General features: G+C 31.9%; 21 protein-coding genes, 1 pseudogene, 1 riboswitch and 1 other annotated feature. Of the genes and pseudogenes, 3 read left to right on the top strand and 19 right to left on the bottom strand.

Annotated features, from left to right (window positions below; translation table 11 throughout):
* Positions 1–148 precede the first annotated feature (148 nt).
* The 13 genes and pseudogenes from DN408_RS22035 to DN408_RS22095 form a co-directional block, all read right to left on the bottom strand.
* The gene (locus DN408_RS22035) at positions 149–955 is read right to left on the bottom strand and encodes a DegV family protein (RefSeq protein ID WP_002127627.1); all 807 of its coding nucleotides are present in this window, start codon (positions 953–955) and stop codon (positions 149–151) included.
* Between the two features lie 197 nt (positions 956–1,152).
* Positions 1,153–1,659, bottom strand: coding sequence for a DUF3189 family protein (locus tag DN408_RS22040; RefSeq protein WP_003189561.1), 507 nt, complete (start codon positions 1,657–1,659; stop codon positions 1,153–1,155).
* Positions 1,660–1,738: 79 nt separating this feature from the next.
* Positions 1,739–2,206: a DUF1453 family protein gene (locus tag DN408_RS22045; RefSeq protein ID WP_003189557.1), complete on the bottom strand. Its 468-nt coding sequence runs from the start codon at positions 2,204–2,206 to the stop codon at positions 1,739–1,741.
* A gap of 143 nt (positions 2,207–2,349) precedes the next feature.
* Positions 2,350–2,475: pseudogene (locus DN408_RS22050) on the bottom strand (GNAT family acetyltransferase); the annotation flags it as partial.
* 68 nt (positions 2,476–2,543) lie between these two features.
* On the bottom strand, positions 2,544–3,569 hold the full coding sequence (locus DN408_RS22055) for a serine hydrolase domain-containing protein (protein ID WP_033734008.1): 1,026 nt from the start codon (positions 3,567–3,569) through the stop codon (positions 2,544–2,546).
* Positions 3,570–3,680: 111 nt separating this feature from the next.
* Positions 3,681–4,919 (bottom strand): MFS transporter, encoded by a 1,239-nt coding sequence (locus DN408_RS22060; protein ID WP_033734007.1) that lies wholly within the window; start codon positions 4,917–4,919, stop codon positions 3,681–3,683.
* A 65-nt stretch (positions 4,920–4,984) separates the two neighbouring features.
* Positions 4,985–5,242 (bottom strand) — a binding site (T-box leader).
* 190 nt (positions 5,243–5,432) lie between these two features.
* Positions 5,433–7,571: a penicillin-binding protein gene (locus tag DN408_RS22065; RefSeq protein ID WP_147740397.1), complete on the bottom strand. Its 2,139-nt coding sequence runs from the start codon at positions 7,569–7,571 to the stop codon at positions 5,433–5,435.
* Between the two features lie 237 nt (positions 7,572–7,808).
* Entirely contained in the window at positions 7,809–8,408 is a 600-nt protein-coding gene (locus DN408_RS22070; RefSeq protein WP_002168277.1) for an undecaprenyl-diphosphatase, read from the bottom strand.
* Between the two features lie 273 nt (positions 8,409–8,681).
* Positions 8,682–9,671, bottom strand: a complete 990-nt coding sequence (locus DN408_RS22075; protein ID WP_002168276.1) for a zinc-binding dehydrogenase — start codon at positions 9,669–9,671, stop codon at positions 8,682–8,684.
* A gap of 144 nt (positions 9,672–9,815) precedes the next feature.
* Entirely contained in the window at positions 9,816–11,234 is a 1,419-nt protein-coding gene (locus DN408_RS22080) for a HAMP domain-containing histidine kinase (protein WP_033729364.1), read from the bottom strand.
* The gene (locus DN408_RS22085; RefSeq protein WP_002032425.1) at positions 11,231–11,905 is read right to left on the bottom strand and encodes a response regulator transcription factor; all 675 of its coding nucleotides are present in this window, start codon (positions 11,903–11,905) and stop codon (positions 11,231–11,233) included. Before DN408_RS22085 ends, DN408_RS22080 begins: the two co-directional genes overlap by 4 nt.
* A 12-nt stretch (positions 11,906–11,917) precedes the next feature.
* The gene (locus DN408_RS22090; RefSeq protein ID WP_147740398.1) at positions 11,918–12,448 is read right to left on the bottom strand and encodes a hypothetical protein; all 531 of its coding nucleotides are present in this window, start codon (positions 12,446–12,448) and stop codon (positions 11,918–11,920) included.
* 119 nt (positions 12,449–12,567) lie between these two features.
* Positions 12,568–13,077, bottom strand: a complete 510-nt coding sequence (locus tag DN408_RS22095; RefSeq protein ID WP_003189540.1) for a GrpB family protein — start codon at positions 13,075–13,077, stop codon at positions 12,568–12,570.
* 126 nt (positions 13,078–13,203) lie between these two features.
* Here DN408_RS22095 and DN408_RS22100 point away from each other — a divergent pair, with 126 nt between their 5' ends.
* Both DN408_RS22100 and DN408_RS22105 read left to right on the top strand, forming a co-directional pair.
* On the top strand, positions 13,204–14,085 hold the full coding sequence (locus DN408_RS22100) for a protein kinase family protein (RefSeq protein ID WP_147740399.1): 882 nt from the start codon (positions 13,204–13,206) through the stop codon (positions 14,083–14,085).
* A 46-nt stretch (positions 14,086–14,131) separates the two neighbouring features.
* On the top strand, positions 14,132–15,451 hold the full coding sequence (locus tag DN408_RS22105; RefSeq protein ID WP_002127637.1) for a sensor histidine kinase: 1,320 nt from the start codon (positions 14,132–14,134) through the stop codon (positions 15,449–15,451).
* A 99-nt stretch (positions 15,452–15,550) separates the two neighbouring features.
* On the opposite strand, the gene DN408_RS22110 is transcribed toward DN408_RS22105, so the two are convergent.
* The 4 genes from DN408_RS22110 to DN408_RS22125 all read right to left on the bottom strand — a co-directional run bounded on the left by DN408_RS22110 (position 15,551) and on the right by DN408_RS22125 (position 18,837).
* The gene (locus DN408_RS22110) at positions 15,551–15,649 is read right to left on the bottom strand and encodes a YjcZ family sporulation protein (protein WP_000007808.1); all 99 of its coding nucleotides are present in this window, start codon (positions 15,647–15,649) and stop codon (positions 15,551–15,553) included.
* 135 nt (positions 15,650–15,784) lie between these two features.
* A complete protein-coding gene (locus DN408_RS22115) occupies positions 15,785–16,585 on the bottom strand; it encodes an energy-coupling factor transporter transmembrane component T family protein (protein ID WP_078179268.1) in 801 nt (266 codons plus the stop codon).
* Positions 16,578–18,278 carry an ABC transporter ATP-binding protein gene (locus DN408_RS22120; protein WP_002168273.1) on the bottom strand — a complete coding sequence of 567 codons (1,701 nt, stop codon included), beginning with the start codon at positions 18,276–18,278 and terminating at the stop codon, positions 16,578–16,580. Before DN408_RS22120 ends, DN408_RS22115 begins: the two co-directional genes overlap by 8 nt.
* Positions 18,279–18,288: 10 nt before the next feature.
* Positions 18,289–18,837: an ECF-type riboflavin transporter substrate-binding protein gene (locus tag DN408_RS22125; RefSeq protein ID WP_002168272.1), complete on the bottom strand. Its 549-nt coding sequence runs from the start codon at positions 18,835–18,837 to the stop codon at positions 18,289–18,291.
* Between the two features lie 139 nt (positions 18,838–18,976).
* A riboswitch (SAM riboswitch) is annotated at positions 18,977–19,092 on the bottom strand.
* 150 nt (positions 19,093–19,242) lie between these two features.
* On the opposite strand from DN408_RS22125, the gene DN408_RS22130 reads away from it, so the two are divergent.
* Positions 19,243–19,926 carry an aspartate/glutamate racemase family protein gene (locus DN408_RS22130; protein WP_078179126.1) on the top strand — a complete coding sequence of 228 codons (684 nt, stop codon included), beginning with the start codon at positions 19,243–19,245 and terminating at the stop codon, positions 19,924–19,926.
* Positions 19,927–19,975: 49 nt separating this feature from the next.
* Here the strand turns inward: DN408_RS22130 and DN408_RS22135 are convergent, their stop codons facing one another.
* Positions 19,976–21,154: a macrolide family glycosyltransferase gene (locus DN408_RS22135; protein WP_002168270.1), complete on the bottom strand. Its 1,179-nt coding sequence runs from the start codon at positions 21,152–21,154 to the stop codon at positions 19,976–19,978.
* Positions 21,155–21,410: 256 nt separating this feature from the next.
* The gene (lepB, locus tag DN408_RS22140; protein WP_003189520.1) at positions 21,411–21,941 is read right to left on the bottom strand and encodes a signal peptidase I; all 531 of its coding nucleotides are present in this window, start codon (positions 21,939–21,941) and stop codon (positions 21,411–21,413) included.
* Between the last annotated feature and the right edge of the window lie 13 nt (positions 21,942–21,954).

Below are 21,954 nucleotides of genomic sequence, written 5' to 3' on the forward strand. Positions count from 1 at the left end.
TAGTATTTGTTTATAAATACTTCTTTTCTAATAGTAGGAAATCCTTTTATCTATACATAATTATCTAGTATGGGGTAGATTCAATGGATACTTCATATTTGTTGTAGAAAAAAATAAAAAACCCGCGAATTATTCACGGGTTTTTCTCTTAATAACTAATTGCTATTGTACCTTCACCTGCATGTACAGCAAATGAAATTGGCAATGGATAAAGCTTGAAATCCATTTCAGGGAATGCTTGTTTAATATCTGAAATCCATTCTTCAGCTCCATCTTTATCGTTAGCATAGAACATATGAAGTACTTTTGGTAATTCTTTTTCAAGCTCATTTTTAATGTATTCTCTACATTTTTGGATTTTACGCACTTTCTTTTCAAGTAAAAGTTCTCCGCCTTTTACTTCTAAGATTAAGTTGACACTTAATAAACTTCCAAGTAAAAATTGAACTCCCTTTACTCGACCACTTGCATATAAACCTTTTAAGCTTTTTGGAAATACATAAAAAGGCCTTCTTTTTTCATCTACTAATGTTTTATGTATATCTTGTAAAGTCATACCATCATTGTATAACGTTTTAGCTTTTCTCAGAAGTTCATCCATTGGATAACTTGTCGTTTCACTATCTAATACAGTTAAAGGGAAACCTGCCATATCAGCAGCTAACTTCATATTTTGATAGGTCCCACTTACTTTTCCGCTAATAGCAACTGCAAAGCCTTCTTCATATTCTTCTTTGCATTTAGTAAATAATTCTACCATTTCCCCTATGTTAGGTTGCGAAGTAGTAACGGTTCTTCCATCATTTAACGCTTCATAAAGACGTTTATGAACTCCTTCTTCACAATCCTTATAAGACACTCCATCAATAATAACTTCAATTGGGATAACAAAGTTATCACCATCTGTTGTAAAACTCGCAGTTGTACTATCAGTAAACCAAGCAACACGCTTCATGTTGTTCCTCCCTTATTCTGTTCCTCTTTTCTGACTTTTCTATATATTTATCTTACGAAAAGAGAATATCCCCTGTAATAGTAACAGGACTTTATTATTTTGGCTATAGTAGATGTATAATAAATGTGAATGTTTTTTGTCTATTTATCAAAAAAAAAGAAAACCACAAAATTTTCCGGCCTTCTTTTAACATTACATTACTTAAATGTTTCGTTATCTAAAATAACAACATAATCATTCGTCATTTGCCCCGCTTCTTTCGTATAACTGACAAGCCGCTGGATGTTATCACAGCAAATTTTTGCTCCCCATACGAGTAACGGTACACCAATAAAATCAATATGAAATCTTCTAGAAAACAAACCGCCTAAAGTCATTGGCAATGGAACTGTTGGTGATGTATTAGAAAAAATAATCTTATCATTGTTTTGATAATGTTTTTGCAGAATCTCTCCTAAATGCTTCATGGCAGGTACAACGACCTTTGATGCCCCGCATCCAATTGTATATACTGGATTCCCATATTCATCTTGTCCATGAAAAATAATTTTCCCCATATCTTCTGTTTTCAGTTTATTAAAGTACTCTACATTTAAAATTTCTTCTTTCGTTAACTTCCGATCCGTTGGTAATTTATTCAAATGATAAGCTGCAGCTAGCGAGGTTGTATGCGTTCCACCGAAATCTGTGTAAATGAATATCATATTATCATCCCTTGTTGTAAAAGTTCAATATTATTTAGTATTACCGTTCACAACGTTGTTAAACAAGGGACGAATGTATTTACGCTTTTTGTGTTAATTCATTATATTTTTTCCAAATATAATAGCGTCTACTAATTACGGTACCTAATGTGATACATAAAAAGGCATTTGTTACAACCATTAATGTGTGGTGAGTACTGCCAGGAAACATACTTTGCTTAATCAAAACCTTTGCACCTAAAATAACAAGGAGAATAATTGTACTTAACCAATTTCCTTTTCGTAATACATGACCTGTTTCACTATCTAATCGAAATGTTAAAGCTTTTCCCCTAATAACTCCTAGACCCAATCCCATTCCGAGCATTGCAACGAATAGTAGTACGTGCAATATCTTTAATTGTCCCATATGAATAATGGACTGGATTGTTACAAAGCACAGCAAAGCCGGAATGAGCCAAATACGATTAATATTCACTTTGTATTCCTTACCTTGAATTAATACAATTATAAGAATAACAAGTAGAATAACAAATAGAATATCCATTTAGAGTCCTCCTATATACTTGTTTACCTTTGAAAATTATATTCGTCTCTGTTTGAAATACGATAGCTACTTTAATTTGTATAATATGGAATGTGATTTCCCATCAGCCTTAAGCATTATTTATAAAAGTAAAAAGACGTACTTTTTACTCGTACGTCTCCTACTACTTGTTCTTCATGTATAGCAACTAGTTCAATTGCGGGATTTTCATATTTTTCTTTCCCTCTAAGTACATTGTCATAATATGCTGTATCTAAAAAAGATAACACACGGCAACGTACCTAGCCTATTTCGTCTTCTTTTTTATATGCTCTAATTTTTTTTTATATCCATGTAATTAAAAAGCTCCTTCTATTTCCACCATTAGTTTTTCAGGTCCTGCCCCTTTATTTGATGGAATAACTAATGTAATTCCTAATTCCGGGTATACGGCCGAGCGAAAACTCACGCCTGGATCATATCCCATTACATGATATTTAAAAATATTTTCTTGTCTTTTCTCAATCCATATTCCATAGCCGTAAGACTGGCTATTATTCACCAAAATATGAGGAGTTAAAAGTAACTTCGTATATTCGCAGCTTAATATTTCGTTGTTAAATAGAGCTTCCCAAAATTTCACCATATCTGGTGCAGTAATGTAAGCACCGCCATCAGAACCTCCTTTTATGGGTATAGAGTATGCATTTGTTCTCCATTTTTGACTATTTACATCCTTTATATATCCGAGAGCAGTATGTTTTGGTAAATTATCTAAAGAGAAATAGCCTGAATCATTCATACCAACTGGAACAAATATGTTTCTTTCTATATATTCCGTAAATTCAAGTCCTGTCTGCTGTTCTATAATTAATCCAAGTATAATAAAACCTGCATTATTATAGTAAAACTTACTTCCTGGTGTAAACATCATATTACTGTTTTGGAATAATGGTAAAAAGTCTTTTAAACTTTTTAATAGATACATAGGAGTTTTTTTCCAAAGGTCTTCAAAGTTATCCATGATACTTTCATCAAAATAATCTGGAATACCCGAACTATGCGTTAAAAGTTGATGTACTGTAATATCTTCATTAAAGTTTGGGAATTTAATATGTAGACAATCTTTTAACTTTGTATGAAAAGTAATTACACCTCTTTCAACAAGTTGACAGATACTGATAGCAGTAAATAATTTGCATCCTGAGGCAATTCCAAATCTTGTTTGTAGTGTATTGTTTATACATTCACTTCGGTTAGCATATCCAAATGAATTTTCATAAATAATATCATCATCTTTTTTTATTAAGACTACCCCAGAAAAATCTATATTCCGATGTATTTCTTTTACAATTTTCTCTATTTGATCTTTTGTTTTTATCATAATAACCACCCTTATTTATTGGTATTGTTCTTTCCTCTTATTATTTTTCCATATATAGGGGAAAGAAACCTCCTATTCAACCCCCTAATTTTCAAATAAAAACCAAGGGAACTATTTCGAATTTATTGATTCAGCGGAATATACCTTAGACCGCGATGGTAATAAAGTAAACACGCACAATATGATAGTAATAAGTAGCATTACCAATACTCCTACAATGACTACAAGTTGTATAGAAGTGAATTGAGTTGCAACGCCGAACAGAATCGTTATAAAAATTGTAAAAACAGCTATAACGAGCCCGTATATACTCCCGATTCGTCCCATCATATGAACCGGAACGTTATTTTGATAAAATGTGTAAAATCCCGTATTTGCATATGCCATAGAGAAAGATAAAACAAAGAATCCGATAGCAGCTATTAAAAACTCACTTGAAAAAGCATAAATCAAATATCCGATTGCAATGAATAATGATCCTATCCCAATTAGAAATGAAGGTGCTAATTTTTTTGATAAAATTGTATTTGTTATGGCTCCTAAAATAAAACCCGCTCCAGCGATACTAACTAGGAAGCCATACTCACTATCTGTTAACAATAAAACTTCTTTCGCAAATGATAATTCAAGTGAATCAATAGCGGTAGCTAATACCATCATCCCTTGAAATAAGAAGTAAACACAAACAATATACATAGATTTTTTACTAAAATTTAAAACTATGTTCCAATCTTTCTTTAATACAGTTAGTGATAATTTATCATTGGATGTATTAGAATCGTCTTTTTTATCAAGATTAGGTAAAAGTAATGTAATGAACCCTGATAGCAAAAATGCTATAGCATTCATATATATAGCAAACTCTGGTGTACCAGTTATTAATAATATCCCCGCTACTGCTGGACCAATTAAAAATGCACCAGATCCTATTAAACTACGTAGTGAGTTGAAACGTTGTCTTTGCTCTACTGGAATTAATTTCGTCATATATGTCATAGCAGTTGGTTCATAAATCGCACTGGCCATGCTTATAAAAAATACTAAGAGATAGACAATCCAAAGGGATGGAACCAAGGGTAAAATAGCGATAAATACTGCTCGATATATATCGAGGTGAATCATTAATTTTCGTTTATTTAAACGATCTATCATACTTCCTGACCAAGCGTTTGTAAATAAAGTGGCTAATGGTTTTATCACATATAAAGTAGCGACAGCTAAGGCTGAGCCACCCATATTATAGACAAGTACATTCAGTGCGATTAAATAAATCCATGCACCTAAATTCGCAATACCAACTCCGGACAATAGTAATAAAGGATATTTCCAATCTTCAAGTAATTTTTTCACTTTAGGCACCCGCTTTCTAAATTGTTTTAAAACAATAAAAAAATCTCACCCCCAAGACTTTTAGTCTTAGGGACGAGATTTATCATCGCGGTGCCACCCTAGTTTGTTAATATGTCACCATATTAACCTTATCAGGTACTGCACTATTTTCATGCTTATACCTTATCTCTATAACGGGAGCTCCCGTCACACCATCCACTTTTAAAAGGTTCCGATGTACTGCTCAGAGGCTTGGTTCAATAAAGAATTTTTGCTCCTTTTTAGCTAAATAGAGCTCTCTGTGAAAAATTCATTTTATTTACTCTTCTCTTCACTGCATTTGGTTTTTTCCATATTATCACATAGGTTTTATATTGTAAATAATTAAAAAGAATAATCAGTTTTTTTAAAAGTGAGCATCCTTTATAATTTTGTAACTTTATTTTTTATTTATTAAAAAATACGGTGCGTGAAATTGCTTGTAACTCTAAAAAAAAGAGCCTATTATACTATAGACTCTTACAAAATTCGATATTAATTTGTACTCGCTTCTGCTAATGGCTCTAGAGGCGGTTCCAAATCTAGTTTTAAAGTATCACCTTCTTGTATATATTCTCCCTTTTCAATGCTTTGACTCGTTACATACCCTGTACCTGTTGTTTTTAAATCTAATTTCAACAACTTAGAGAAATACATAACATCACGCATTGACCAACCTTTTAGGTTAGGCATTTTCACATTACTTCCTACTAGAAATATGCGATCTCCTTCACTCATTACTTCGCCAGTCTCTGGATATTGTTTTATTATCTTTCCTTCTCCTAATAATACCGGCTGAAGTTTCTCTTTTTCTGCAATATTTTTTACAGTATCCATTGTTTGATTTACATAATTTTGTACTTTTATTTCAGATTGCTTTGTTGCATCTGCCATTTTCTGTTCTGTATATGGTTTCACTTTTAAATATTCTAGACTATTTTTCATAACTGGTTTAAAAATTTCAGCAAGAGGCTGAGCACCGTATTCATTCCCCTTTAATTTAGGTTGCTTAATGGCTAAATATACGACTAATTGCGGATCATCAATTGGAGCCATTCCTAAGAATGAAAAAATATAATTATCTTTCCCTTCCATATATCGTCCATTTTCAGGATTCGGAATTTGCGCTGTCCCTGTTTTACCACCAATCGGATAACCATCAATTTTATACATCGTTCCCGTTCCTTTAGATGATGTTATAACACGCTCCATTAAGTTCCTTACCTTATCTGCGGTTTCTTTTTTAATCGGATTCCCTATTTCTTTAGGTTGATTTTCCATAATAACTTGTTTATTTGTTGGATTTACAACCTTATCAACAATATAAGGTTGCATCATTTTCCCGTCATTTGCTATAGCTGTGGCCGCTTGTACTATTTGAATAGGAGTTACAGTTGAGCCTTGGCCGAAAGATGTAGTAACTTGTTGAATTTGAGTATTTAACAATAATGTATTTTTACTTTCTCCAGGCAAATCTATCCCTGTTTTTTGATTGAAACCAAATAAATTCATATATTGCTTGAATTTATTTGGTTTCAGTAACTGATCTTCTAAAATAGAAAAAGCAACGTTCGATGACCGTTCAAACCCTTCATCAAATGTAATTGAACCCCATCCATAGCCGCCATTATGATCTTTAATCTCTGCTGAACCAACTGCATATTTTCCTGATTGGAAATATTCTTTCCCGTTATATACACCTTCATTAATTGCAGCAGCTAATGTAAAAACTTTCATTGTAGACCCTGGTTCGAATGCATTCGCAATTGGATCGTTTAAAAAATATTCAATGTCTCCTTTGTTAGGATTATAACTAGGCTTACTAGACATTGCTAAAATCTTACCTGTTTTTGGATCCGCAATAATACCTACTAACATAGAAGGATCATAGTGTTGCGCCGCTTTATTCATCGCGTCTTCTAAAAAACTATTAATTTGTTTATCAAGCGTAAGATATACGTTATTTCCATTTTTAGCAGGTTCTACTTTTCCTATATCATTTGTAAGTGGGATTCCTTTTCTTGAACCTACATATGAAACATTACCATTTGTAGAGCGCAAATATTTATCCAAACTTTCTTCAAGCCCAAACTTCCCCACCGCATTACCTTTATCGTCTGGTCTTGCAAAACCAAGTATATACGAGGCGAAATCTTCATTTGGGTATACTCTGGCTTTTTCTGTTGTGAAAGATACACCTGGTATTTTCAAATTAGTAATCTCTTCCTTCGCTTCTCTAGATAAGTTACGTCCAATTTTACCAATTTCAACTTGCGTACGTCCTTCGTGAAAATTTTTCATGATCTCCTCTTTATCAACTTCAAGCGCATCTGCTAAACGTTGTGCAGTATCTTCTTTATCTTTTAATTTATCTTTTCCTTTTAGGTTTACAACGATGCGATATGTCGTTGAGTCTTGGACTAATACTTTACCGTTTTGATCATAAATTGTCCCGCGATTTGCCTCTAAAACTCCATTTTTGTTTTGTTGTTCCTTCGCAAGATCCTTTACATTAACATTATGCACGACTCCTACCGCTTGAATATAAAACATACGTAAAAGCATAGTAAGAAACAAAACAATAAAAGCAATCATCATATATCGAGCGCCTTTATTCGTTTGAAGTTTATGCATACTAATCTCCTTTCCTTTACAATGCATTAATGCGAAGATGCGCTACTAAATATGTTCTTTAATATAGTAGATACTATATTTTTCGAAGTTTTTTTACTAATTCCTCTATAACAATAAGAAAACCAGTTCTGTTGCTACTTGTTTTTTATTAATTCTATGTTTTTTAACATAAAATACGGTAAGTGAAATTTAAGAATTTTCAAATAAAAAGAACCTACTTTTTGTAGGTTCTTTTTATTAAGCTATATGGTTATATTTCGCTAAAAAAGGAACTCGTTTTGCTACTAGTGCATACATTTTGAAAATAAAACGAACTAACGGTTCAAATATACGTGCACTTTGCATTACTAATCCACTTGTAATAAATGTTAAGAACGCAGCACCAAGTATATCTAGAGGATAATGAACGCCTACGTACATGCGTGATACACCGACTAATATTGCCCATATTAACGCGATATATTTAAGTTTTTCTCCTCTAAGAATAAATACGAAAGCAATCGAAAATACGAGTACAGAATGATCACTTACAAATGATGAATCTGCTGCATGCGGTACTAATTGATTGACATGATGTGTTATAAAAGGACGCGGATGGTAATATACCGCATGTATAAGAACATTTACTAATAATGCAATACTAACTGAAAGTGTCGTATATAACATTGTATATTGTTTTCTAATTGCATTCTCTTTCTTTCCATTATTGAACCATAGGATAAGCATAAATAGAATAGCTACATATGCAGCACTATTTGTAATAGCGATCATTAGCGTATCTAATAGCTTGGATGATCCAGCAAAGTTATTAATCCATTGAAATACTGTGTAATTCATATTACTCTCTCCTTATTTTTTCTCATTGTACTTTCAATAAAGATACAAGTGTTCTTGATTTACACAGTATACAACATCAATATGAAAATGGGTTTAAACTTTTCTCATCAAATTCTCATTTTGCTACTATTCATTTGACAATGGTGTAACTATTTACACGAGCTAAATATGTATAAAGGTTGTAAACCATTTTAAATAGTATGGTGAACACTCTATGCATGGATATAATACATAACATATTCATTTAAATATATTAGTTACGAAATCATATTCTTATTCCATACGAAGGGCAATATTACCGAATTGTTCTCCTTGCTTCATTCGATTTAAAGCTTGGATTGCTTCTTCTAATGGATATACTTTATCAATAATTGGTTTAATATTATGTTTCTCTATAAAATGAGCCATCTCATTAAATTCTTCACAGCTTCCCATTGATGTTCCCATAATATCAATTTGATTATAAAATAATGCTCGTAACGGTAATTCGATTTTATCTCCTGAACTTGCACCAAAGTTAACGATTCTTCCATTTGGTTTTAATATATCAAAATATTTTAAGAAAGTCGCCGGACCTATACTATCTATAATTAAATCCACTTTTTCTCCATGTAGGCACTCGTCCCAATTACCAGAACTATTAAAAGAAAAGTCTGCTCCATATTTTTCAGCAGCCTTTCTTTTGTCCTCTATCCTTGAAGTAACACTCACCTTTGCTCCAATTGCTTTAGCAAATAACATAGCATAAGTAGCTACACCACCGCCGATTCCCGGAATTAGGACATGTTCTTCAGGTTTTAATCTACCTTTTGTAAAAAGCGCTCTATATGCAGTTAATGCCGATAAAGATAAAACGCCAGATTCTTCCCACGTAAGATATGATGGCTTTTCCACTACATTTTCTGCTGGTACAATAACATATTCAGCAAATGTTCCATCTGCTGGTCCACCTAGTACTTCAGGTAACTCTGGTATTTCATGAGTATTATTCCATCCAATACTAGGGTTAATAATAACCTCGGTATGTAGTGAAATATTTGAAACTCCTTCTCCTAGTTCTATAACAATACCTGCACCATCTGACCCTAAAACTAATGGTAGTTCCATTTCTTTTCTATTATTCATTATAAATAAATCACGATGATTTAAACCTGCTGCTTTTAATTTCACTTTAACCTCTCCAATGTTAGGAGTTATCTCAGGTGATAATTTATATTCTAAACCTTCTAATCCTTTTTTATGTTGATGTACAATAGCTTTCATTAATTATTCCCCCTTAATCCTTTCAATGTACTTTAAATATCGAAATAAATAAAATAATTTGATTACTAAGCATCAAAAAGGAGGAAATACAAAATGTATTCCTCCTTTTAAATAGTATTTTCAAAAAGAATTTTTTACCTTTAACTATTCATGTGTAGTATCCGGAAATGTAATTGCAACAATTGTTCCTTCGTTTTCTTTACTCTCTAATTGAATAGCTCCGTTATATTTTTCTACAAGCCTTTTTGCAATTGATAAACCTAGCCCATTTCCACCTTGTTTTCGGCTTCTCGCTTTATCAACTCTATAAAAACGGTTAAGAACAAATGGTAAATCTGCTTCAGGTATTCCTGCCCCATGATCTATTATTCGGATTTTAATTTTTCCTGACCGTATACTTGATTCAATGCAAATATACTTATTAGCTTCTTTTGTATATTTCACTGCATTATCCATTACAATAATAATTATTTGTTCTAAGTAAGATGATGGTATTGAAACATACGCTTCATCTGCATCCAATTTCATATCAAATTGAAAGTCAGTTTGCAGTATTGCAAAGTTTTGTGTAATTTGTTTTAATACGCTATTAACATGGACTCGTTCAGCTGCTATTGGATATATCTGTTCTGATTCAGCCCTTGATAGCTCTAGCAATTCTGAAACTAATTTATTTAATCGATCTACTTCTTTTAAACTGGATTGAAGAGATTTATCCAATATAGCTGGATCATTTTTCCCCCATCGATTCAGCATTGATAAGTGCCCTTGAATAATTGTTAATGGTGTTCTTAATTCATGCGATGCGTCTTCTACAAACTGTTTTTGCTGTGTAAAAGAAGTTTCCACTTCATCCATCATTTCATTAAAAAGAATCGATAATTTTGCGAGTTCATCATTATTTTCTCGTACTGGAACTCTTTCATTTAGTCCGTTTTTCTTAATACGCTTCATCGTATCCGTTATGTTTTGAACACTTGATAAAAGCTTTTTCGTTATAAGTATTCCGCCTAAAAAACTAAACACTAATCCACATATCCCTGCAAAGACCATTACCACTAAGATAATTTTTAATAAATGATCAAATGTCTCTAAGTTTTTCGTAAGTTCAATAGTTCCCGTGAATTTTTTTGTTTGAATTGGTATGCGCTCAACTAATATTCGATCTTCTATATGTCTTTTTATTAAGGATTCATCTTGGGTAACCTGTTTTGGTTTTATCCAAGCTTCATTAAAACCTCGAGAAACAGTAACAATGGGCTTTCCATCATTTCCGATAATACGAATCATTTGATGTTTATCAATCATATTATTTAGAAATTCTTTACTATTTTCAAATGTTTTGCTCGAGAGCGTTTCGTTTTTATCTTGAAAATATGCCGCTATTTCTGTCAATTGTCTGTTTATTTGTTTCTGTTCATAATCTATAGTCCACTTATTAATTACAATGAATTGTAACGTGCTATACAAAATAAACAAAATGAATACTAGTGTAGTGGACCAAAGTGTTAATTTCCACTTTATAGGTAAATTTCGAATTCGGTACACAATGTTTTTTATCATTTCATTATATATCCAGCACCGCGGACTGTTTGGATATACTCCTCCTTATCCACACTATGTAACTTATTACGTAAATAACGAACATATACATCGACTATATTCGTCTCAACCATTGCATCATAACCCCATACTTGGTCCAGTAAAATATCACGGGTAAGAACTCGATTAATATTTTTCATAAACATAAGCAGTAGCTCGAATTCTTTATTTGTAAGTTCAATTTCTTCATTTCCTTTAGTTATAGTTCGAGATTCAATCTGAAGCTGTAGATCTTTAAACGAAAGAAATGATGCGTGCTTTTGCTCTGTATTTTCTTCTCTCCTAAAAATCACTCTCATACGTGCTAAAAGTTCTTCAATTGCAAACGGTTTTGGAAGATAATCATCTGCTCCACTATCTAACCCTGTCACACGGTCCATAATACTATCACGAGCAGTCAACATAATAATAGGTGTACTTTTAGTTGCTCTTAGTCGACGACATACTTCCAGTCCGTTTAATCCTGGTAACATTAAATCAAGTAATATGAGATCGTAATTCTTTTCAAGTGCTGCTTCTAATCCCTTTCTTCCATCAAGTTGTATATCTACTATATATCCTTCATACTTTAATTCTAATTCTAAAAAATCTGCTAAGCTTTCCTCATCCTCAATAATTAGTATATGTTGCAACGATACTTCCTCCTATACGATTAAATGAATAAGTAATCCTATTCCGAATATGACTGCAATAATTTGATGTGCTTTTCGATACATCTTCAATTTTGTTTTCTGATTAGATTTCTGTAAAACAAATCCCGCAACCTCTAATGTTATTAAGGTTAAAAGAGAAAATATACCACTGTATATTAGTATTATATGACGACTTCCTTTTATTAAAAAGTAAACACCGTGAGTAGTCGCAACAGCTATTACAGCGTATCCAATTAATACGTGAAAATGTTTTATAAAAAGATATAGCTCTTTAATTATTTTAAATCCGTGAATATGTTTCTTCTTTAAAAATAACCATATATGACGTAAGAACCATAATGATGCAGCTATAATTACCCCGTATTCACCTAAAGAACCTAATTTCTTATTTAGCCATTGTACATTTAATACATTCCCGTACAAAACATTAATAAATAGCAATTCTACACTACAAACAATAATAGTAATACCAATTATTTTAACATATATATGGAAATATTTATTTCTAAGTATTTTCTCCATTTTATATAATCTCCTTTTGACTCAAAAGCTCTATAATCAGCAGTGTATCAAATGAAAAAGAAAGGAACATGAAAGAAAGATTAAAATAAAATGAGAATTTGTAAACCACTTATAGTAAGTTAATTTTCTTTTTTAGCCATTTCTAATATATTTTGAATAAACGGTGCTTTTGCATTTGTATATGAAACACGATCAAAAGGATAGGTAGCAGCAAGCATCTCTTTTAATTTTCTATATTCTTCACGTGCCCACTCATGATTTATTAGAAAGTCTCGAAATAAAAGGTTGTTCCTCCATTCCTCGCTATTATAAATATAAACATGTAAATGGTGGGTACCAGCTCTCCATTTACCTTTTCTAAAAAAACGCCAATTAGGTGTTTTTTTAGGAACATATTCATAGCCAATTTCTTCTAGGGCTTCCCTCCAATTTTCGGTAATTTGTAAATTTGTTACGCCGATCATCATATCAATAAGAGGTTTAGCCCCTAACCCTTCTACGGCTGTGCTTCCGATATGTTCAATAGCAATAATTTCTTCATGGAGTAACGGCACAATTTTATTTTTTTCATTTAAAAACTCTGTATGCCAATATTGTTGGTACGGTTTAATTATGATTTTTCCATCCATTTGCTTTCCTCCTTATAACTGTATATTATTATATTTATAAAATTTAAGTTTATAAATATAGGGATTTCACAAAATATGTCGAATACTGTAATGGACAACTTAATTATATTAAATTTGAGGTGAATTATGAAAGATATTCCAGTTGAAATTCAGTTAGATACTATAACATTCCAACTAAAAAAACATCATAATTTTGATTGGCTTACAAAACTAGGTACAGTATTTGCGGTTTTTGACCAACAAGATTCCGGTAATATAAGTTTTGGTGTTGAAAAGAATAGGAAAAAGAACTTTATAAAATATGCAGGGGCACAAACACTCGCATATAATGCTTCTACAAATGAAGCAATACAAAGATTAAAAAGCTCAGTTACTATATACAATGAATTAAAACACGTTTCTCTTATCAGTTTAATTGATCACTACCCTGTACAACATGGATATGTTTTAATTTTCGATTGGTTTGACGGTGAATGTCTTCACCCGCACTGGAGTTTCCCACCCCCAGCAAAATACAATGATCCTAACTCACCATTTTATAAATATAAGAAATTATCCGTTAAAAATAGGCTAATTTCATTAAATTCTATTTTTAATTTCCATACTTACGTTGAACACAAAAACTATGTAGCTATTGATTTTTATGACGGTAGTATTTTGTACAACTTTAAAACTAATGAAACAAAAATTTGTGATATTGATTTATACAGTAACAAACCGTATGTAAATAAGATGGGACGAATGTGGGGATCATCTCGTTTTATGTCACCTGAAGAGTTTCAACTTAACTCTATAATAGACGGAAAAACAAATGTATTTAATATGGGGGCTATGGCTTTTGCACTACTAGGTGGCGGGCAAGATCGTTCCTTTATGAAATGGGAAGCTAGTGAAGGCTTATATGAAGTAGCATACCGTGCTGTAAATGAAAATCGTAGTGAGCGCTATGCGTCAATGGAAGAGTTTAATAATGCATGGTTAAAAGCCTATAACACTGAAAATCTATAAAAACTACATACATTGTAAAAGTACATGTAAAACTTGTACTTTTATAATGTATAATACATATGGGATTGAAATTCAGGATAACGGGGCATGTATTATGAACTTTGTTTACATTAATCAAAATGTTTTAAATAATCTTCTTTATATTTTAAGCAGTATATTTGTTTTTTATTTTATTTATGATAGTGGGTACTTCGGGAAGAAATATAAGAAACTACTTATCATTCTTTGTACGAGTATCCCACTAATTTTATGTATGCGGTATCCCATCTATATGGATGAAAATTATATTCACGATTTAAGACAAATCCCCTTTTTAATTGGTACACTTTATGGTGGATTTCCAGTCGGTATTGCATTACTCATGATTTTATTAATAATACGTTTTATGTTTTATGGTTTTAGCCTGTTAACAATCATTGTTTATGGAACGATGTTAATAATTACAGCATTCGCATCATCAAAATTTAATACATACAATAGGAAAATAAAAGTAACTTCATCTATGTTTTTAACTTTTTTCCTTGCAATATTTACAACAGTAATTGTTTTAACTCTATCAGATTTTGAAGTGAATAATTTGTACATTATTTATTTCATTCTATTACCAACTATTTTAATATTATTTATGGTCTATTTTAATGAGGTTTTAAAAGATGCAATATTTATGCGATCAAAATTAATAAAAGTCGAAAAAATGGAGATTGTCAGCCAACTCGCTGCAAGTATTTCACATGAAGTAAGGAATCCATTGACTGTTGTAAAAGGATTTACACAACTTTTAAAAACACCCAATATAACTCAACAATCCAAAGATGAGTATATTGAACATATTCTTGAAGAGTTAAATCGTGCACAAGCAATTATTGATGATTACTTAACTTTTGCCAAACCGGCTTCAGAAAAACTAGATCATATTTCAGTGGAGCACGAGTTAAATCGAGTTATTAATATGATGTTACCTTTTTGTAACATGAATAATATTAATATTACAAAAGAGTTCTCAGAGGGAACAATTATTGGTAATACACAGCACTTCCATCAATGTTTTTTAAATTTAATAAAAAACAGTATAGAAGCAATGCCATGTGGCGGTGATCTTATTATTTCTGCATCTGTTAGTAATAATAAAGTTATAATACGGATTCAAGATAGTGGAATTGGAATGTCGCAAGAGCAAATTAATCGATTTGGCGAACCATATTTTAGTACAAAAACGAAAGGTACGGGTTTAGGAACGATGGTTGCTGTTAAAATTATTGAAACGATGCGAGGCAGTTTAAAAATCCGAAGTATCGTTAATAAAGGAACTACTTTAACTATTACATTCCCAAAATATAATAATGAGAGCACGTTGCATAATAAATAAAAAAGGAGCATAATGGCTCCTTTTTTATTTCGATACAAAAAGTATCTGCTATGTTTTTTTAATTTACATTTAGAAGAGACTAATTAGAAATTAGTACCCTTAGCTCCAACAGCTACATCCAACAATAATTAATAAAATAAATAACACAACTAATAAAGCGAAACCTCCACCAAAACCACAAGAACCGCCGAAACTCATATTTTCTCCTCCTTTTGGTTTGAAAACTAATAGGTAGTTGATCATTTTAACTGGTTCGTATTATACAGTATGTATATCTCCCTTTTTTGAGCATGTCTTCATAAAAATTAGTAAAAGCACTCTATTGAGAGTGCTTTAAAATGGGTACCAGAAGCTTTGGAATACATTCAGCTTTAAGTAAACTGCAATAATCAAAATAATAATACCAACAAAAAGTGTGATGTAATCCTCCTTTTGTGCGTCTTTTGCATAGTACCACGTTCGTATATCCTTTTTTCCAAAACCTCTTAAATCCATTGCATTTGAAACAGTATCAATCCTTTCTAATGAATGAATAATAAGTGGCCAAAAAATTAAAACACGGTTTTTCATACGAATCCACAAGCTCGCTTCTCCTTTTTCAAAAGGTACGCCTCTTGCTTCCTGTGCGTGTCTAATGATTATATATTCAGATTGAATGCTTGGTATATAACGTAGTACAATATTTATTGCATATGTAATTTTATAAGGAACAGCAAATTTATTTAAGCTGCTCACAAATTCACTTGGATGAGTTGTATAAATAAAAAGAAGTGTAAATGGTAATAACGTAAAATATTTCAATGAAAGTGTAGCTGCATAAAATAAAGTTTCATATGTAATTGTTGCATAACCTATATAAAAAAAAGAGGTATACGATCCCGTTAATTCCGATCCATGGGTGGGCGTAATGAAAAGAATCATAACGGAATTTAATAAACTAAATGTAAATATAACGCTGAAAATAACTATAATTTTACGCAATTGAATTTTTGCAATTAAGAGGCCGATACATCCAACAATAAATAAAATTAGCAATATACGAAAATCAAAAAATAAAAAAGTAAGTGTCATACAAAATATAAATAAAGATAATTTAATTGCACCATCCATACGATAAAAATACGTATTATGCATATTCCTCCCTCCTATTAGCTTCAATATAAAGTTTCACAAATGTTTCTGGAGTTGGAATTCCGCTTAATTTAGCTAGTTTTATTAATGAAATCTCCCGTAGATTAGCTCTTTGTAACGTTCCTTGATCCCCTAAAACAGCAGATACAGTATTGTCCGCAATAATTTTCCCTTCATGCAGAACTACCGCTCGATCTGCATATTCTAAAGCAAGATTCATATCGTGTGTGATAATAATAAAGGATATGCCCCTTTCAGCCAGTTTTCTAATAAACGACATAAACTGTTTGTAATGGTAATAATCTTGTCCAGCTGTCGGCTCATCTAATACAATAAGTTTTGGGTTTGTTATAAGTACAGATGCAATAGTAAGCCTCTTTTTTTGTCCATAGCTTAATGCCTGAATTGGCCAGTTACGAAATGGATATAATCCACAAATTCTTAAAGCTTTTTCGACTCTTGTCTCAATCTCATCTTTAGAAACCTTTTTTAATTGTAATGAATATGAAACCTCTTCTAAAACAGTAGGCTGTGTAATCATTTGATTTGGGTTTTGCATAACGTAAGAAATAACTTCCCCGCGTTTACGAATAGACCAACAATTTATATTTTCTCCATCGAATGTTATTCTCCCATTCTTTGTTTTATTTATTCCTATAAGAGTATGAGCTAATGTCGATTTCCCTGCTCCATTATGACCCAATAAGGCTATTATTTCTCCCTCTCCTATTGAAAGGTTGATATCTTCTAAGGCTGTATGTTTGTTATTGTACGTAAATGATAAATTTTCTATCTTGCATAAAACTTTTTTAATATATTTGTTTTTTGATGAAACTTGCTTATGCATCCAGTTCTTTAATAGGCTATGAACGCCTGCATTACGAAGATTTTCAATTGGAAATACCTTAACATTATTACTATCAAAATTTAATTTCTTTAGCGCCTCTATATAAATAGGTTCTCTTAGTCCGATATTTGGTAATATATCAGAATTTAAAATACTATCCGGTGAACCAACGGCAATAACTTCTCCCTCATCTATTAAAATAATTTTATCTAAATCAAGGTTTAAAATTTCTTCTATTCGATGTTCAATAATTACAATTGTTTTATTATATTTCTCATGTATATTTTTAATGAGTTCTATTGTATTCAAACTACATGCAGGATCCAAATTAGCTAACGGTTCATCAAATAATAATATATCTGCATTCGTCGTTAGCAGACCTGCAAGAGAGACTGTCTGTTTTTGACCTCCTGATAATTCATGCGGACTTTGTGTATGAAAGTCCTGCATGCTTACCTTTTTTAAAGAATCCGTAACAATCTTTCTCATTTCTATTTGATTTACACAATCGTTTTCTAATGCAAATGCTACATCCTCTTCGACAGTAAGGCCTATAAATTGTGCATCTTGATCTTGTAATATTGTCCCTACGTGTTTACTCTGTTCAAAAACACTACCTTTTCTCGGATCCTTTCCAGCTATTAAAATGTTACCGGTACTTATCCCTTCGTAAGAAAATGGGATTAGCCCATTTATACAATGAGCTAATGTTGACTTACCTGAACCACTTCGTCCAGCGATAAGTACCTTTTCCCCAGGATATATTTGAAATGTAATATCTTTCAAAGTAGGCTGCGTAGCATGCCTATATTGAAAGGTAAATTGTTCAAAAGAAATAATTGGTTGCATGTATTCATCCCTACTTTTCAATTTTTAAATGTGTATGTTTCTTATTTGATTTCGCTAAGCCGATCGTGATTGGTAAGCCAAGAACTAAAAATACGATAACGTCTGCAATTGTTGCGCCTAGTACTTGTATAACTATTTTGTCAAACGGTTCTCCCATCACAATAATATCGAATGCTCCAGCAAATATAATAGCTATGACAATACCAATTAACCCTGCAATTGCAAAATAAGAAATATCACGGTTATTATACGTTCCATGTTTTACACTAAAACCAAATCTTTTTTGTATGAGTCCCATTGCAAAACCAATAATACCTGAACTAATAACCCATCCCCACCAAATACCCCAACCAGCGATCGTATCTGTAACGGTATGACCGATGAGTCCTATTAAAAGCCCTGCTACCGGGCCAAATAACGCTCCAAAAACTGTTAAAATAGCCAATGCGGGTTTAATAAATGTATTCGGTGCGATAGAAAATCCCCAAAGCCCTAATACCCCGTATAGAGCTGCTCCAATTCCAATAGCTACTACTAGCTTTGTCGTTAATTTGTTCATTACAATTCCCCTCTCGTATTATTCAACTTTTAATACTCTATATTTATTTTGAAAATGAATTATGCATCGACACTTCCTTTCTATACAACAAAAAATGACCTCTTTAATAAGAGGTCATTTTCTTTCACGTACAAGAATCCCCTTATCTTTCAAAAGACACATAGTGTCCTCTGCGGAATTAGCACCTTCCTATGTAATTACATAGGGGTTGCTGAGGTTTCATAGGGCCGTTCCCTCTACCTCTCTGGATAAGTATGTATTTGTAATCTGTATTATGGCACTTACAATAAATAATTTCAATACTTTTCTTACTATTTTTATTTTTCGATAAATAGTTCAACTAAATCATTGTATTCTTATCGGAATTATGAAATAATGAATTCAAAATTGTTACGGGAGGAATGCATGATGAAAGTAATTGGCTTAATTGGCGGACTAAGTTGGGAATCAACATCGTTATATTATAAACATATTAATACACTAACTCTCTCTCAATATGATCAAAATGCGAAGCTTGTTTTATATAGTATGGACTTTGGTGAAGTAACTACATTATTACAAAATCATCAATATGAAGAAGTGAAAAATGAATTAGTCGCAGTAGCAAAAAAAGTAGAATACTCTGGAGCTGAATGTTTACTAATGTGTTCTAATACTGTACATCTATTTGCTGAGGAAGTAGAACAAGCAATATCAATCCCACTTCTTCATATCGGTGATGTAAGTGCTAAAGAAATGGTAGAACAGAATATAAAACGGATCGGATTATTAGGAACGAAACAAACAATGGAAGAAGATTTTTATACATCACGACTAGCAAAATATAACATTGAGACAATTATCCCAAATGACGAAGAAAGAACTTTTATCCATCACGTCATATTAAATGAATTAAGTAGAGGAATTATTTCAGAAACATCAAAAGAAAAACTAATACAAATTACCAATTCATTAATTAATAATGGGGCTGAAGGAATTCTACTTGGCTGTACGGAAATTCCTTTGCTCATTTCCCAAAATGATCTATCTGTTCCTGTTTTTGATACTGCTTATTTACATGCGAATACTGCTGTACAATTTGCTGGATAATAATATAAAAGCATACAGGTAGAGCCTCTATGCTTTTATATTATCCGAACTATTTATTTAAAAGAGCATCAATAACTGCAATGGCTCTTTTGGAACCACCACACTCTAAAAAACTTTCATTCAGTTTTCGAATGCCATGTTTATACTTTTCATTTGAAAGAACGTCTGTTACCGCCTTTTTTAAAGTTTGCACATTAACATGCTCTTTCAATAATCTATGTGCTGCCTCCAGCTCAGTTAATCTTTGCGCTATCATAGGTTGATCTTTATCATGCGGTATTATCACAAATGGGACATTATAATGGATTGCATCGTGCACACTATTCATTCCACCATGTGTAATAAAAACATCTGCTTCACTTAATATTTCTGATTGAGGTACGTAAGGGGTTATAATAAAGTTGTCTGGCGCTTGCTTAATTTTTGAAATATCATTTCTATCACCAATCGCCATTACTACAATCCCTTCGAAATTTGAAAAAGCATCAATACAAGTATTAAAAAATGGTTCGAGCCCTTCGAGAAGTGTTCCCATTGAAATATAAATAACTTTCTTTTTTGAAAGCAATTCAAGTGGAAACTTTACATTTGTTTTGCGCTTTATAATACTCGGTCCAATAAAAACATTGTTTTCTCCGAACGAATCGCTATTAGGTTGAAAATAACGACTTGTATACACGAGACTAATATCTCCCTTATTATGCATAAATTGAAGATTATTTTTGGGCTTTACTCCAAATTCATGTTCCATTTGATACAGTAACTTTTCAGAGAGTTCATCGGGTTGGAATTGTATTTCTGCATTTGGATGAAAAGGCAAGGTTTCCAATAATACTGGTGGAATTAAAAATATAGGAGAGGAAACTATGCCTGGAACTTGTAAATATTCCTTTACTAACTCTCCAGCACCAAATATATCATAAACTACGAAATCAAAATTAATGCTTTTACATAATCGTTTCGTAATTTCTAATATGTATAAAGAAGTTTGAACATGTACATGAAAGAAAGATTTTAATCCATATGAAGTTTCATTATCAATAGAAATCTCCTTTAATAAATCCGGATGAGTATGTACAATGGCTCCCAAAACTTCAAGCCTTTCCTTAAAGCTTTCCGTTGTAATATAGTGTACGTTATCACCTCTTTCAGTAAAGGCCTTTACTAAACTTAATGTAGGATTTACATGTCCCTCTGCAGGGAAATTAACTATTAAAATATTCATCACTTATTTCTCACTCCTTACAATTCAATCTTCTTATTAATCGTACTGTTATTATTACAAGCAACCTTCCCTTAATAGTCCCAATATACTTACTACTTTAGGTTGATAAATAATTATCAGACATTGAAAAAGGCATCTACATAAAATGTAGATGCCTAACTGTGATAAGGAGTGTTCTGTGAGGTTAGGATAAGCTTTTCTGCTTGTCCTATGCTATCAATATATGATTTATTTTATAAAACGTGCAAATCTAATAGAATTATATTATCCATTTTATTTGATCAAATGGATAATATACCATTTTCACTTTACCTATTATATTTGACTCATCAATTAGTCCAAGCGTATTCCTACCATCTTTACTATGATTTCGATTATCACCTAACACAAATAATTTATGCGTGGGAACTTTCATTTCTCTACAGTTTGAAAAACGATTTGATACTTGTGACATATCTAACTGTATATACGACTCATCACGCTTTTTACCGTTAATATATACCTCATCGTCTCTTAATTGTATGTTATTCCCTGGTAATCCAATAATTCGTATCACGTAGTATGTAGGCGAGTCTTCTTTTTTTATTATTACAACATCACCATGATGAAAAGAAGAAAAATAGATGCTAGCCCTATTAACTAGTATGCGATTATTCTCATTCAAAGTAGGTTGCATCGAAATTCCTTCTACCATACAAAATAAAAATAACTTATTAATAAAAATAATTCCTATTATAATTAAAATATAGCTACATATTTTTCTCCAATCTTTTAGAATCAATTGCTTCATAGATACCTCATTT

It is taken from the genome of Bacillus sp. AR13-1 (genome assembly GCF_008042285.1).
Classification (GTDB): domain Bacteria; phylum Bacillota; class Bacilli; order Bacillales; family Bacillaceae_G; genus Bacillus_A; species Bacillus_A mycoides.